Here is a 12743-nt window from a genome sequence, read left to right as displayed (position 1 = left end):
GTGACTAAACAGTCAATTAGACCAATGAAGAAAACTGCATTTTTTTTGCATTAGGCCGCTAAATACCGGGGGAAATCCCCCGGTATTTGAATTTAACGAGGTGAAACTGTCACGGTACCGCTGCGATCACTGGCAATGATAACGCGTTGACCTGCGCTGAAGCGGGTTGGCCCCTGTGCCTGTACGACAACGATGCTGCTGCCATCATCGCGACGGATTTCCAACTGGACACCTTCACTGCGGTTCATGGCACTTTGTACGCCCTGACCCGCCATACCGCCAGCAACGACACCGCCTGCGGTCGCCAGGCTATTACCACGGCCACCGCCGATAGTATTACCCAGGAAGCCACCCACCACGGCCCCACCAATGGCACCAGCGACATTATTCTTATCACCACCCTGAATGGTGACTGGTCGCGCTGAAACCACCGTGCCGTATGTCACAGTCTGTACTTGTCGTGCCTGAGAAGCAGTGAAAGTATCACCAGACGCCGTTCGGTTGTTGGCACATCCACTTAATACGGTAGCCGCGAGTGCTACGGCAATAATCAGCTTATTCATCATTAACCCCTAATTGTCAGCACAAGTCAGACTTTAGTCCGCTTCCCCTTCTCGACGTTACCGCTGTGTTAGCGACGCCAACTACATTGTTAATAATGACTATAGCGTGATAACGATGTAGTTGAGGAGATAAATAATGAGCGGATGCTCACATAGGTGAGTTCCCGCTTACTTTTCATGTTAACGTCAATACCAAATATCGCCGATTAATCTCCTCAGGAATGTTGTCTTGTTACGCTCGATGATTTCAACCAAGATTTTCCGCCTCGACTTAGGTCGTTTAATCCTTATTCTGGCTGTGATGAGTGCCTTTGTGACACTGGCAAATAGCTTCTATGCCAGTTATCGGGTTCAACGGCAGCTATTGATTGATAACACACTGGAAGCTAACCGGGTTTATGCCACTAAGCTGGCGTCCAGCGCTGAAATTTTTGTGCGAAGCGCGCAAAAGCAGCTTCATTACAGCAGCATGATCGCCGCTAAGCATTTTGACGATCAGGCCGTGCTGCAAGCAGAAACTGCACGGCTCAAATACCAAACAGACAGTTTTAATTCGGTAGTGATAACGGATGCACACGGCATTGTCCGTGCTACATCGCCAGATAGCTTGCAACTCTTGGGCCATTCTTTGACCTCGCCAGGATCGGCGGAAGCGCTAAAAGTCCGGCGTCCGCTTATCAGTAAACCCTATGTGTCAGCAGCCAATAATCTGGTTATCAATATATCGTCACCTATCATCACGCCAGATGGACGCTATCGCGGCTATATAGGTGGGACGATTTATCTGCGTAAGCAAAGTATTTTAAATGAATTATTGGGTGAGCATTATTATCGCGATGGTTCTTACATTGTGGTGCTCGACCGTGATCGGCGCATTCTGTATCACCGGGATGTTAACCGTATTGGCGAGATACTGGAGCCGAAGCCGATTACCGAGGCTGTCAAAAAAGCTGACAATGGCAGCTTGATGGTGACTAGCACCAATGGTGAGTCGATGCTGGCGGGTTACGCCGTTGTAGAGCCGTCAGGTTGGGAAATTATTACCTTGCGGCCAGAGTCATCCACTTTGAAACCTCTGGAAGGGTTGATGCTTAAAGGCTTGGGCCACATAGCGCCACTGGCATTACTGACCTTGCTGGGGGTTTGGTTGTTATCCCGCTTAATCGCTCGCCCACTGTGGCTACTGGCAGGTAGTGCTAATGATATGGATAAGCCAGATATTGCCAGCAGCATTAAAGAGATTCCCTCATGGTATTTCGAATCGACTCAGCTCAAACGGGCATTGCTGATAGGCATTAGTCTGTTGCAAAAGAAAATCGGTAAGTTGAGGTTTGAGGCCCAAACTGATCCCATGACCGGCCTGTATAACCGACGTGGTCTGGCGACAACACTTGAGCCTATCGCGCAGCTCGGGCAGCATTTTTCTGTTATTGCATTGGATATTGATCACTTTAAAGAGATTAATGACTCTTATGGTCATGACGTCGGTGATGAGGTTATCAAGCAATTGGCGATACAAATCCGCGAAAGTTCACGTGACAGCGACATCCTGTGTCGCAGTGGTGGTGAAGAGTTTCTGATGTTATTACCCAGCACGGTACCTGACGTCGCCACACAGGTCGCCAAACGACTGCGGCACAATGTAGAAATGATGGTGATGGCGAATATTCGACCTATCACGATTTCATTGGGAGTGGCGTTCTGGAATGGCGAAGGAACGCCAGAAGATGCGTTGAAGCGGGCTGATGAGGCGCTATATCGCGCGAAGCAGCAGGGGCGCAATCGAGTAGAAGTTGCCTGAGAATGACCTAATAAAAAAGGCGCGCTCCGTGTGGAGTACGCCTTTTTAAACAACAAGTTAACTGACTAGTATCAGTTCATGCCGTATTTTTTCAATTTCTTACGCAGCGTGCCACGGTTGATGCCCATCATCAGGGCAGCGCGGGTTTGGTTGCCACGGGTGTATTGCATCACCATGTCCAACAATGGCTGTTCAACTTCAGCCAGTACCAACTCATACAGGTCACTTACATCCTGACCATTCAGTTGAGCAAAATAGTTCTTCAGTGCTTGTTTAACCGAGTCACGCAAAGGCTTTTGAGTCACCTGATCTTGTGAGTTTACGGTTGCAACGGTCAGTACGTCAGAATTTACGCGTTGTTCGAACATAGTTCTGTCAGCTCTTTTTTTTACGCAAGATTTTCGAAATATGCCTCCAACGCCTCCAGCTGTTCGCTGGCATCCTCAATGGCGTTGAATGTGCGCCGAAACTGGTCGTTAGGGGCGTGCTCCTGGAGATACCAAGAGACGTGCTTACGTGCAATACGAAATCCCTTGCCTGGACCATAAAAGTCGTGCAATTCCCGTATATGCCCGTTCAACAAGCGCTGCACTTCGCCAAGTGGCATCGGTGGCAGCAGCTCCCCAGTGTCCAGGTAATGCTGGATTTCCCGGAAGATCCAAGGTCTTCCCTGAGCAGCACGTCCTATCATCAGGGCATCAGCCCCAGTGTAGTCGAGCACCGCTCTGGCTTTATGCGGGTCAGTGATGTCGCCATTCGCGATAACGGGAATGGAAACAATCTGCTTAACTGATCGAATACTGTCGTATTCCGCCTCGCCATTAAACAGGCAAGAACGGGTTCGGCCATGAATCGTCAGGGCTTGTATACCACAATTTTCAGCCAGTTGGGCAATTTCTATACAGTTACGGTGTTCGGCAGACCAACCAGTCCGGATCTTCAACGTTACCGGCACATCTACCGCATTAACCACTGCGGAGAGGATCTGTTTGACCAGATCAGGATGTTGCAATAATGCAGATCCTGCCAGTTTGCGGTTCACTTTCTTGGCCGGACATCCCATATTGATGTCGATGATTTGCGCACCATTCGCCACATTGATTCTGGCGGCTGCTGCCATCTCATCCGGGTCGTTACCGGCAATCTGCACGGTACGAATTCCTGGCTCATCGCTATGAACCATGCGCAAACGCGACTTATCCGTCCGCCATACCTCTGGGTTAGAGGAGAGCATTTCAGATACAGTCATCCCAGCCCCCATGCCGTGACATAGCGCTCTGAAGGGGCGGTCTGTTATACCAGCCATCGGGGCGGCAATCAGGCAATTTGTAAGCTGGATGTGTCCAATACGCATAGACAAAGAATGACCACACTGTGTCCGTAAGGGCGCGTATATTACGCATTTTTGCGCTCAGATGAAAGGCCAAACTTTGACCAATTGATGAAAAAAGAGCAATAAATAGCGGGCTAATCTGAGCTAGTTAATTATTAATCCATATATAACATGACGTTAGGCAGATATGGTTAATTTGTGCGCTTAAGGATTTTCTACTAAACAACATAATTATTGACTACAGAGGTAGCATCATTGTGGTCGAAAGTGCTGATTTATTCATCAAACCAATGATAAAGAACAGATATAAATGAGTTAGATATCTCATTTCAGTTAAAAATAATGCTTGATGGATTGCGGCCTGATACTGGGAAATGCTAGCGCTATTCTTCGAATTTGGCGTCACAGCATTGGCGTCACAGTAATGAATGTAAAGCTGTAACGCCAATAATTTGCTGGCGGTATTACTTCTTGATACCGGTGATGCGGCACCACTCTTCTTTCTCTGCTACTGGGTCGAGAGTGAATTTGTCCTCGTAAGCCTGTGCGACACCCGCCGCCTGTGTTGCCAACACACCTGACAAGCCAAGATGGCCACCCGCAACTGGCAAGACACTAATCAGCGGCGCGAGTTCGCGTAATGGGCCAGCCAGAATATTGGCGACCACCACGTCAGCAGATAAATCGGCTGGCTGATCTTTGGCGAGATACAGCTCCAGACGCTCTGAAACGCCATTACGTTGCGCGTTATCACGGCTGGCCTGAATAGCCTGCGGATCGATATCAATACCAATAGCGCGCGCTGCACCGAGTTTTAGCGCTGCTATTGCCAGGATGCCAGAGCCACAACCGAAGTCGATAACCGTTTTCCCTGCCAGATTGAGGCCATCGAGCCATTGCAGACACAATGCGGTAGTCGGGTGGGTGCCTGTACCAAACGCTAAACCGGGGTCAAGCATCACATTAACAGCAGTAGGGTCGGGCACATCGCGCCAGCTCGGGCAGATCCACAGACGCTCGCCAAAACGCATCGGATGGAAGTTATCCATCCATTCACGCTCCCAATCTTTATCTTCCAACTGCTCAATTTTATGGATGAAACCTTTACCAAGTTGCGGATGATATTCCAGCATGGCAATCACTTCTGCCATATCGGTTTCTGCATCATACAGACCAATCACGTCGGTATCGCCCCACAGGCGGGTTTCACCGGGCAGCGGTTCAAATACAGGGTTATCGTGGGTATCCTGAAAAGTGACGGATACTGCGCCACTTTCGATTAGCGCGTCCCCAAGGGATTCGGCCTGATTGCCGGTGGTGTTTAACTTCAGTTGGATCCAAGGCATGACTTTTCTCTCAAAAGCTCAATCCCCTTCATCTTTCAAGTCGCAGGGGTGTTGGCTGTGCTCACGCACCCGAATCACTGACTTGTGTAAGCTCATCGGGATGTCCTCGCTTGCCGCCTTCCTGCATCTTGAAATCTATTGGGTATATAATTGAGCTGACATAAATTAATCGTTTCTAATCAGTGCTAACTACCACGGGCTGTCGCGCTCTAGCCCTATCGCCAAACTGATTACCGATATAAAACGCCAGCAGGTTAAGCACCAGAGATGGCACTATCGGATGCAAACCAGCAATCTTAATGTCGAAACTAGCCAGCACGGTATAGCATATCGCACCGACGATCATTGAGCTAAGGGCACCATGAGCATTGGCGCGCTCCCAGTACAACCCTAGCACCAGTGGCCAGAGGAATACAGCTTCCAGGCCGCCAAAGGCTAATAGATTCAACCAAATAATCATTTCTGGTGGACGCCAGGCGGCAAGTAGCAGTAATAACCCGAGTATCAGTGTCGACATGCTGGATATACGTGTCAGTTTTCGCTCATTCTTCAGCTCTTCTGGCCGCAGATTGAGGTATAAATCTTTCACGATGGTGGCAGAGGATTGCAGCAGTTGGGCATTGATGGTCGACATAATCGCCGCCATCGGTGCTGCCAGAAAGATCCCGGCGGCAAAGGGCGGTAACACGGTGATCATCAGTGTCGGGATCACCTGATCCGGGATCTTCAGATCCGGCAACACCGCCCGGCCTAATGCACCAGCCAAATGCATACCGAACATCAAGATTGCCACCACAATGGTGCCGAGGATAATGCCGCGATGCACCGCTTTACTATCACGGTACGAAATACAGCGTACGGCGGTATGTGGTAGGCCAATAACCCCAAAGCACACCAGGATCCAAAATGATGCCATAAACGGCAGATCGAGGATCTGATCGCCACCCTGCGGAGAAACCAGTGCTGGATCAATATGCTGTAGGGTTTCGACGGCTTTATGTAGCCCACCCGCAGCATGGATAACCGCCACCAGCAGCAAAATGGTGCCGACCAACATCACCAGCCCTTGCAGGGCGTCGTTGAGCACACTGGCGCGGAAACCACCAAAAGAAGTATATAGCGCGATGCTAATACCGAAAATTAGTAAACCCATGTCATAAGGGATACCCGCTGCTGTTTCCAGTAAGCGAGCGCCACCGATAAATTGTACTGTCATGGCGCCGACAAATGCCACCAGTAAGCTGAGGCTGGCAAGCCATACCAATAAGCGGCTCTGATAGCGGGCATACAACATATCGTTGAGGGTTACAGCATTATAACGGCGCGCCAGAATGGCGAATTTCTTACCCAATACGCCCAGTGACAACCACACCGCTGGCAATTGAATCATGGCCAACAGCACCCAGCCAAGGCCATATTTATAAGCAGCACCCGGCCCGCCGATAAATGAGCTGGCACTGATATAAGTGGCGGTTAGGGTCATTGCCAGTACGAATCCCCCCATCGAGCGGTTGCCGATGAAGTATTCGTTAAGGAAATTCCCAGTTTTGCGGCGGGTATAAGCATAAACGGATAAGCCAAATACCATGACCAGATAGCCCACTAATGGTAGGACGACATCAGTTTGCATTGTCGTCCTCCAATGGGATATCACGAAATATGACGCGTACCATTAACCAGCACAGCACAATAAACAGCAGCGGCAGTGCAATACAGGCGGCTTCAAACCAGGCCGGTAGACCGCTTATCCCAGCAATGTTACCCGGTAAATACGCTGTCATTATCCACCCAGCCAGATAAGCCAACGTTAAGCCAAAGGCCCAGCGTGCTTCTTTATTGGCTTGTAGGAACCTTGTGTCCATATTCTCCCTTCTTACTTAGCCTCGCAGCGTTGTTAGCTGCACTCATTCACCAGAATCACTGACCTGAGTCAGCTCATCGGGATTCATTTGTTTGCTGCCTGGCTGCAAGGCCAACTAATTTGGGAAATTCCCTTCTTACTTAGCCTCGCAGCGTTGTTAGCTACCGCTATGTGAAATGCCAGCCCTATTAATCAAAAGAAAATTAATGAAAAGAAAAAGGCCGATGATTAACCGGCCCTGATATAAAAAGGTGAAACACATGAAAGGCGAAATATTAGGTTTCTTGCAACCCGAGTTTTTTCTCCAGATAGTGGATATTGGTGCCACCGTGCTGGAAGTTTTCGTCGTTCATGATGCGTTGCTGTAACTCAACGTTGGTCTTGATGCCATCGATAATGAGTTCTGCCAACGCATTCTTCATGCGGGCAATAGCAACATCACGGTTTTCACCGTAAGTGATCAGCTTGCCGATCATCGAGTCATAATATGGCGGCACAGTATAACCGGCATAAATATGAGACTCCCAACGCACACCAAAACCGCCCGGCGCATGGAAACGGGTAATTTTACCCGGACTCGGCAGGAAGGTATTTGGGTCTTCGGCGTTGATACGGCATTCCACGGCGTGACCATGCACTTTCACTTCATCTTGTTTGATGGAGAGAGGTTGGCCCGCTGCGATACGCAGCTGTTCTTTGATCAAATCGACACCGGTAATCATTTCGGTAACCGGGTGTTCAACCTGAATACGGGTGTTCATTTCGATGAAATAGAACTCGCCGTTTTCATACAGGAACTCGAAAGTGCCCGCGCCACGATAGCCGATTTCCACACAGGCTTTCGCACAGCGCTCACCGATATAACGGCGCATTTCGCTGGTGATACCAGGTGCTGGTGCCTCTTCAACCACTTTTTGGTGGCGGCGCTGCATAGAACAGTCGCGCTCAGCCAGATAGATAGCATTACCCTGACCGTCAGCCAAAATCTGAATTTCGATATGGCGTGGGTTTTCCAGGTATTTTTCCATGTAAACCATGTCGTTATTGAAAGCCGCTTTGGCTTCCGCACGGGTCATGTTAATGGATTGCTCAAGATCTTTGTCATGGCGCACCACACGCATACCACGACCACCACCACCACCTGATGCCTTGATAATGACCGGATAACCGATTCGTTTGGCAAAGGCTTTGTTCTTGGCAGTGTCGTCATCCAGTGGGCCATCAGAGCCTGGTACGCAAGGTACACCGGCTTTCTTCATGGCATTTATTGCAGAAACCTTGTCACCCATCAGGCGAATGGTTTCGGCGCGTGGGCCGATGAAGATGAAACCTGAACGTTCTACCTGCTCCGCGAAATCAGCATTTTCAGACAGGAAACCATAGCCGGGGTGAATAGCCACCGCGCCGGTGATCTCAGCAGCAGAAATGATCGCTGGAATGTTCAGATAGCTTTTAACAGAAGGTGCGGGACCGATACAAACAGTCTCGTCAGCCAATAACACGTGTTTAAGATCACGATCCGCAACAGAGTGAACTGCAACAGTTTTGATCCCCAGCTCTTTACAAGCTCGCAGGATACGTAGCGCAATCTCACCGCGGTTAGCGATTACGATTTTATCAAGCATGGAACGCCTCGTTACTCGATGACGACAAGAGGCTCGTCGAATTCAACCGGTTGACCGTTTTCAACCAGAATGGCTTTTACAGTACCGGATTTATCTGCTTCGATTTGGTTCATCATTTTCATCGCTTCAACGATGCAAAGAGTGTCACCAACAGAAACTTTCTGACCTACTTCAATGAAGGCTTTAGCATCCGGGCTCGGGGTGCGGTAGAACGTACCGACCATTGGGGAGCGCACGATATGGCCACTGATGGCTGCTGGTGCTGCGGCTTCAGCAGGTGCTGGAGCAACGGCTGCGGCCAGCGCTGGCTGTTGCTGTGGTGCAGCAAAAGCATATGGCTGTTGCATCATTGGGTAGTTTGGTGCGGCGGGAGCACGACTGATACGTACTGACTCTTCGCCTTCTGAGATTTCCAGCTCTGAAATGCCGGACTCTTCAACCAGTTCGATCAGTTTCTTAATCTTACGAATATCCATGAGTGTGATTCCGTACTCTTTGTGTGTTGCATTAGTTGGATTTTGACAAGCGATTTACCGCTGCCTGTAAAGCAAAGTTGTAGCCATCTGCGCCAAGTCCACAGATTACGCCAACCGCGATATCAGAGAGATATGAATGATGACGGAAAGGCTCCCGGGCATGCACGTTAGATAAGTGAATCTCGATAAACGGGATCTGCACACCTAACAGCGCATCGCGCAGTGCAACACTGGTGTGTGTAAACGCTGCTGGATTGATCAGGATAAAGTCGGTATTACCCCGCGCCTGGTGAATTCTATCGATCAGCACATGCTCTGCATTGGACTGCAAGTGGGATAGCACCACATCCATTCCCTGAGCTTGAGCCTCTAACTGACTGACAATCTCAGTCAATGTTGTGTAACCGTATTTTTCCGGTTCACGGGTTCCAAGCAGATTCAAGTTAGGGCCATTCAGAAGCAAAATGTGAAACTTATCCGACATTGTGCTGGTATCTCCGGCAATTAGTACATCATCGTAAAAAATAACCTGATGTCACCGATTTGTCACCTTTTTACGATGAATTTGACACTGCGATCGGTACTAAGGTCGGGCATTATAATGATATCGTAGCAATTAGCAGCTAAATACTGGTCTTATCAGCGAAGATATTCAATAGAAAAAGATAATGGCCGATGAAAAGTTCAGATTTTTAGCGGCACCATTGCCGAAACTTTTTATAACGTAACGCCAATAATATCGCTGCCGTCACTGCGTAAATAATGGGGAGTGGCGATAGGGTTTTCACCGACCAAAGATAATGAATTGGTGCAAGAATGGCGACAACATACACCAAATTATGCAATTTTTGCCAGTTGGCTCCCATTTTTCGTTGCGCCCATAAGGTGGATGTCACAGCCAGTGACAGTAACAATAGCCAACTGATTATGCCCAACGTCAGGTAAGGGCGGGTCACCAGTTCACGTCCTAGCAGGCCAATATTACTCAGCCCAAGTTCCAATACCGAGTAGCTGACTAAGTGCAAGGTTCCCCAGGCAAAACACCATAAACCCAACAACCGGCGACAGCGGATCAGTAGCGGTTGCTTGCCATAGCGCGCCAGCGGCGTGACCAACAATGTCGCCAGTAACAGTTTCAGTGTCATGCGGCCGGTAAAGTGTTGAATGTCTTTGGCGGGATCAGCACTGAACCAGCCTTGATCTACCGATAAAATTAGCCATAGAAACGGCAGTGCGGCGGCCAGCCAGATAGCCACCTTGAGCCACTTGATTTGTCGTAAAGTAAGCCGCATTAGAAATTTTTCCGTAGATCCAGGCCACGATAGAGTGAGGCTACCTGATCGGCATAGCCATTAAACAACAGTGTTGGTTGGCGCTGAACATCAAGAATACCGCCAGAGCCAATAAAGCGTTCGGTTGCTTGCGACCAGCGCGGATGATCGACATGTGGGTTCACATTGGCATAAAAGCCATATTCATTGGGCGCACTTAGATTCCAAGTGGTTGGGGGCTGGTCATGGGTCAGGCGAATATGAACAATGGATTTTATGCCTTTAAAACCGTATTTCCACGGAGTGACGAGCCGCAGCGGCGCGCCATTTTGGGGAGGAAGGGCTTTGCCATACACGCCCAGCGTCATAAAGGCCAATGGGTGCATTGCCTCATCCAGTCGCAATCCCTCGACATAAGGGTATTTCAGGCCGCCGCCAATAAAACGATCTTCCTGCCCCGGCATCTGATCCGGCGCATAAAGTGTTTGAAATGCGACGTAGCGAGCATTACTGGTGGGCTCAACCAGTTTCAGTAATTTGCCCAATTCAAAACCAATCCACGGCACCACCATTGACCAGGCTTCAACACAGCGCATACGGTAAATGCGTTCTTCGAGCGGAAAGCGTTTTATCAGGTCATCAATATCGAGTGTCATGGGCTTGGCGACGTCACCGTCGATTTTTATCTGCCAACCTTCGGTTTTCAGTGTTCCGGCATTGGCGGCAGGGTCAGCCTTATCCAAGCCGAATTCATAGAAGTTATTGTAACCGGTAACTTTATCTTCCGGCGTTAGCGCCAAGTCTGGGTGGTAAACCGTTGATTTGGTGAAATCCAGTGGCTTACCAGAAGGGGCTTTGGGGCGACCATTTCCTTTAAACCATGCGAGCAAATCAGCCTGAGCCGATGTGGGCAATGCCAGTGTGGCAGCAGTGATTCCCAATGCTTGCAATACCTTACGGCGCTGATAGAAAACACTTTCTGGGGTGACATCCGCTTCGGTTAGCTTGCGTGGCGTGGCAGCATTACGCAGGGAATGGGATAAAAAGTTGCGCATAAAATGACTCCATCAAACAGGGGGAAGCATATCGGCATTAATAATATTAATCATGGCGACTTATACGGACAAGTGCTAGGGGGCGGAGAGAAATTTGAAAATCATTACAATACGAATAATAAGCTGGGGAGCATGAGACTCTCCCCAGTGGGGGGGAATCAGCGAACTTTTACCAAGGTTCTACCGGTAATTTCGTTCGCCAATAGGCGAGCGGCGATGGTCGGGGCATCGGCGAGTGTGATAGCTTGCGAAGCTTGTTGATAGAAGCTTTCAGGCAAAATTTCCTGTAAGCGTTGCCAAGCTTGTAGACGGCGTTGTTGCGGTGTCATCACTGAATCGACCCCTTGCAACCGCACATTGCGCAGAATAAAGGGCATCACGGTTGTTGGGAGCGAATAGCCACCAGCCAGACCACAAGCGGCCACGGTGCTGTTGTAATTCATCTGTGCCAACACTTTTGCCAGTAATTTGTCGCCAACAGTATCAATGGCACCGGCCCATAACTGTTTTTCCAATGGGCGGGAAGCATCAAGATAATCGTTACGTGACAATACCCTATGGGCACCGAGGCCTTTTAGATATTCACTGTTAATGTCACGACCAGAAATGGCGGCGATTTTATAACCGAGGGCGGCAAGTAGGGCGATTGCTGTGCTACCGACACCGCCGCTGGCCCCGGTGACCACCACTTCGCCACTTTCAGGCGTCACGCCACCTTCCTCTAGCGCCATGACGCACAGCATCGCGGTAAAACCAGCGGTACCAATAATCATGGCCTTACGTGGTTCCAACCCTTCAGGCATAGGAACCAGCCAATCGCCATTGACGCGAGCCTGTTCTGCCAAACCGCCCCAATGATTTTCACCCACGCCCCAACCGGTCAACAACACCGCTTGACCGACATGAAAACGTGGATCTTCGCTGCTGTGAACTGTGCCCGCAAAATCGATGCCTGGTACCATCGGGAATTCACGAATAATCTTTCCTTTGCCCGTGATAGCCAGTGCATCCTTATAATTCAGGCTGGACCAATTGACATCAACCGTGACATTACCGGCTGGCAACTGTGAAGGGGATATTTCACGCACTTCTGCGGTAGTACGGCCTTCAGTTTGCTCAAGTACAAGCGCTCGCATATGGCACTCCAGAAAAACAGAAAAAGAATGATTTAAGAGTGAGCCAATATAGCGACAACATCAACCTTCAAGCCTGATCAAGAACAAAAATCAGGTGGTTGATTTCGTCCGTGACTATTCTTGAAAGAGGATTAGCCAAAGTTCAGAGAAAAAGGCTGAGTTATTGTGTTCTGGTCGCATTATGAAGTAAAAAACCAGTATTATGTCGGCATTCTGCCATATAGTATTTTTCTCGAAGGAACTGAGGCATTTTTTCATTGAATTGCGCTTCGCAAG

13 protein-coding genes are annotated in these 12743 nt (G+C 49.4%); 1 reads left to right on the top strand and 12 read right to left on the bottom strand.

The features are described 5' to 3' along the window. Positions 1 to 92: 92 nt before the first annotated feature. Positions 93 to 563, bottom strand: coding sequence for an outer membrane lipoprotein (locus tag FGL26_RS13515; RefSeq protein WP_005174352.1), 471 nt, complete (start codon positions 561 to 563; stop codon positions 93 to 95). 241 nt (positions 564 to 804) lie between these two features. Here FGL26_RS13515 and FGL26_RS13510 point away from each other — a divergent pair, with 241 nt between their 5' ends. After that, positions 805 to 2364 carry a sensor domain-containing diguanylate cyclase gene (locus tag FGL26_RS13510; RefSeq protein WP_005174351.1) on the top strand — a complete coding sequence of 520 codons (1560 nt, stop codon included), beginning with the start codon at positions 805 to 807 and terminating at the stop codon, positions 2362 to 2364. A gap of 71 nt (positions 2365 to 2435) precedes the next feature. Here FGL26_RS13510 and fis read toward each other — a convergent pair whose 3' ends face one another. From fis to acuI, 11 genes are all read right to left on the bottom strand, one after another. Further along, positions 2436 to 2732 carry a DNA-binding transcriptional regulator Fis gene (gene fis, locus FGL26_RS13505; protein ID WP_002210061.1) on the bottom strand — a complete coding sequence of 99 codons (297 nt, stop codon included), beginning with the start codon at positions 2730 to 2732 and terminating at the stop codon, positions 2436 to 2438. Between the two features lie 20 nt (positions 2733 to 2752). After that, entirely contained in the window at positions 2753 to 3718 is a 966-nt protein-coding gene (dusB, locus tag FGL26_RS13500; RefSeq protein ID WP_005174350.1) for a tRNA dihydrouridine synthase DusB, read from the bottom strand. Between the two features lie 443 nt (positions 3719 to 4161). After that, the gene (gene prmA, locus FGL26_RS13495; RefSeq protein WP_005174349.1) at positions 4162 to 5043 is read right to left on the bottom strand and encodes a 50S ribosomal protein L11 methyltransferase; all 882 of its coding nucleotides are present in this window, start codon (positions 5041 to 5043) and stop codon (positions 4162 to 4164) included. Positions 5044 to 5218: 175 nt separating this feature from the next. Further along, entirely contained in the window at positions 5219 to 6673 is a 1455-nt protein-coding gene (panF, locus tag FGL26_RS13490) for a sodium/pantothenate symporter (RefSeq protein WP_005174347.1), read from the bottom strand. After that, positions 6663 to 6905 (bottom strand): YhdT family protein, encoded by a 243-nt coding sequence (locus FGL26_RS13485; protein ID WP_005174346.1) that lies wholly within the window; start codon positions 6903 to 6905, stop codon positions 6663 to 6665. The genes panF and FGL26_RS13485 overlap by 11 nt, the downstream gene beginning before the upstream one ends. A 274-nt stretch (positions 6906 to 7179) precedes the next feature. Further along, on the bottom strand, positions 7180 to 8529 hold the full coding sequence (gene accC, locus FGL26_RS13480; RefSeq protein WP_005174345.1) for an acetyl-CoA carboxylase biotin carboxylase subunit: 1350 nt from the start codon (positions 8527 to 8529) through the stop codon (positions 7180 to 7182). A gap of 11 nt (positions 8530 to 8540) precedes the next feature. Then, on the bottom strand, positions 8541 to 9005 hold the full coding sequence (accB, locus tag FGL26_RS13475) for an acetyl-CoA carboxylase biotin carboxyl carrier protein (protein ID WP_005163113.1): 465 nt from the start codon (positions 9003 to 9005) through the stop codon (positions 8541 to 8543). 31 nt (positions 9006 to 9036) lie between these two features. Then, complete coding sequence (aroQ, locus tag FGL26_RS13470; RefSeq protein WP_005174343.1) at positions 9037 to 9489, bottom strand: type II 3-dehydroquinate dehydratase; 453 nt, start codon at positions 9487 to 9489, stop codon at positions 9037 to 9039. A gap of 208 nt (positions 9490 to 9697) precedes the next feature. Then, the gene (gene msrQ / locus FGL26_RS13465; RefSeq protein WP_005174342.1) at positions 9698 to 10297 is read right to left on the bottom strand and encodes a protein-methionine-sulfoxide reductase heme-binding subunit MsrQ; all 600 of its coding nucleotides are present in this window, start codon (positions 10295 to 10297) and stop codon (positions 9698 to 9700) included. Continuing rightward, complete coding sequence (gene msrP, locus FGL26_RS13460; RefSeq protein ID WP_005174341.1) at positions 10297 to 11331, bottom strand: protein-methionine-sulfoxide reductase catalytic subunit MsrP; 1035 nt, start codon at positions 11329 to 11331, stop codon at positions 10297 to 10299. Before msrP ends, msrQ begins: the two co-directional genes overlap by 1 nt. A gap of 158 nt (positions 11332 to 11489) precedes the next feature. After that, positions 11490 to 12467 carry an acrylyl-CoA reductase (NADPH) gene (gene acuI / locus FGL26_RS13455; RefSeq protein ID WP_005174340.1) on the bottom strand — a complete coding sequence of 326 codons (978 nt, stop codon included), beginning with the start codon at positions 12465 to 12467 and terminating at the stop codon, positions 11490 to 11492. Between the last annotated feature and the right edge of the window lie 276 nt (positions 12468 to 12743).

The sequence above is a fragment of the Yersinia enterocolitica subsp. enterocolitica genome, assembly GCF_901472495.1.
Lineage (GTDB): Bacteria > Pseudomonadota > Gammaproteobacteria > Enterobacterales > Enterobacteriaceae > Yersinia > Yersinia enterocolitica.
This window is presented reverse-complemented; position numbering and strand designations above follow the sequence as displayed.

Excerpts from the sequence above, each read along its gene's own strand:
- msrP (WP_005174341.1), bottom strand. The coding sequence starts at position 11,331 with ATGCGCAACTTTTTATCCCATTCCCTGCGTAATGCTGCCACGCCACGC.
- prmA (WP_005174349.1), bottom strand. The coding sequence starts at position 5,043 with ATGCCTTGGATCCAACTGAAGTTAAACACCACCGGCAATCAGGCCGAA.
- panF (WP_005174347.1), bottom strand. The coding sequence starts at position 6,673 with ATGCAAACTGATGTCGTCCTACCATTAGTGGGCTATCTGGTCATGGTA.
- accC (WP_005174345.1), bottom strand. The coding sequence starts at position 8,529 with ATGCTTGATAAAATCGTAATCGCTAACCGCGGTGAGATTGCGCTACGT.
- acuI (WP_005174340.1), bottom strand. The coding sequence starts at position 12,467 with ATGCGAGCGCTTGTACTTGAGCAAACTGAAGGCCGTACTACCGCAGAA.
- fis (WP_002210061.1), bottom strand. The coding sequence starts at position 2,732 with ATGTTCGAACAACGCGTAAATTCTGACGTACTGACCGTTGCAACCGTA.
- msrQ (WP_005174342.1), bottom strand. The coding sequence starts at position 10,297 with ATGCGGCTTACTTTACGACAAATCAAGTGGCTCAAGGTGGCTATCTGG.
- aroQ (WP_005174343.1), bottom strand. The coding sequence starts at position 9,489 with ATGTCGGATAAGTTTCACATTTTGCTTCTGAATGGCCCTAACTTGAAT.
- FGL26_RS13515 (WP_005174352.1), bottom strand. The coding sequence starts at position 563 with ATGAATAAGCTGATTATTGCCGTAGCACTCGCGGCTACCGTATTAAGT.
- FGL26_RS13485 (WP_005174346.1), bottom strand. The coding sequence starts at position 6,905 with ATGGACACAAGGTTCCTACAAGCCAATAAAGAAGCACGCTGGGCCTTT.
- dusB (WP_005174350.1), bottom strand. The coding sequence starts at position 3,718 with ATGCGTATTGGACACATCCAGCTTACAAATTGCCTGATTGCCGCCCCG.
- accB (WP_005163113.1), bottom strand. The coding sequence starts at position 9,005 with ATGGATATTCGTAAGATTAAGAAACTGATCGAACTGGTTGAAGAGTCC.
- FGL26_RS13510 (WP_005174351.1), top strand. The coding sequence starts at position 805 with ATGATTTCAACCAAGATTTTCCGCCTCGACTTAGGTCGTTTAATCCTT.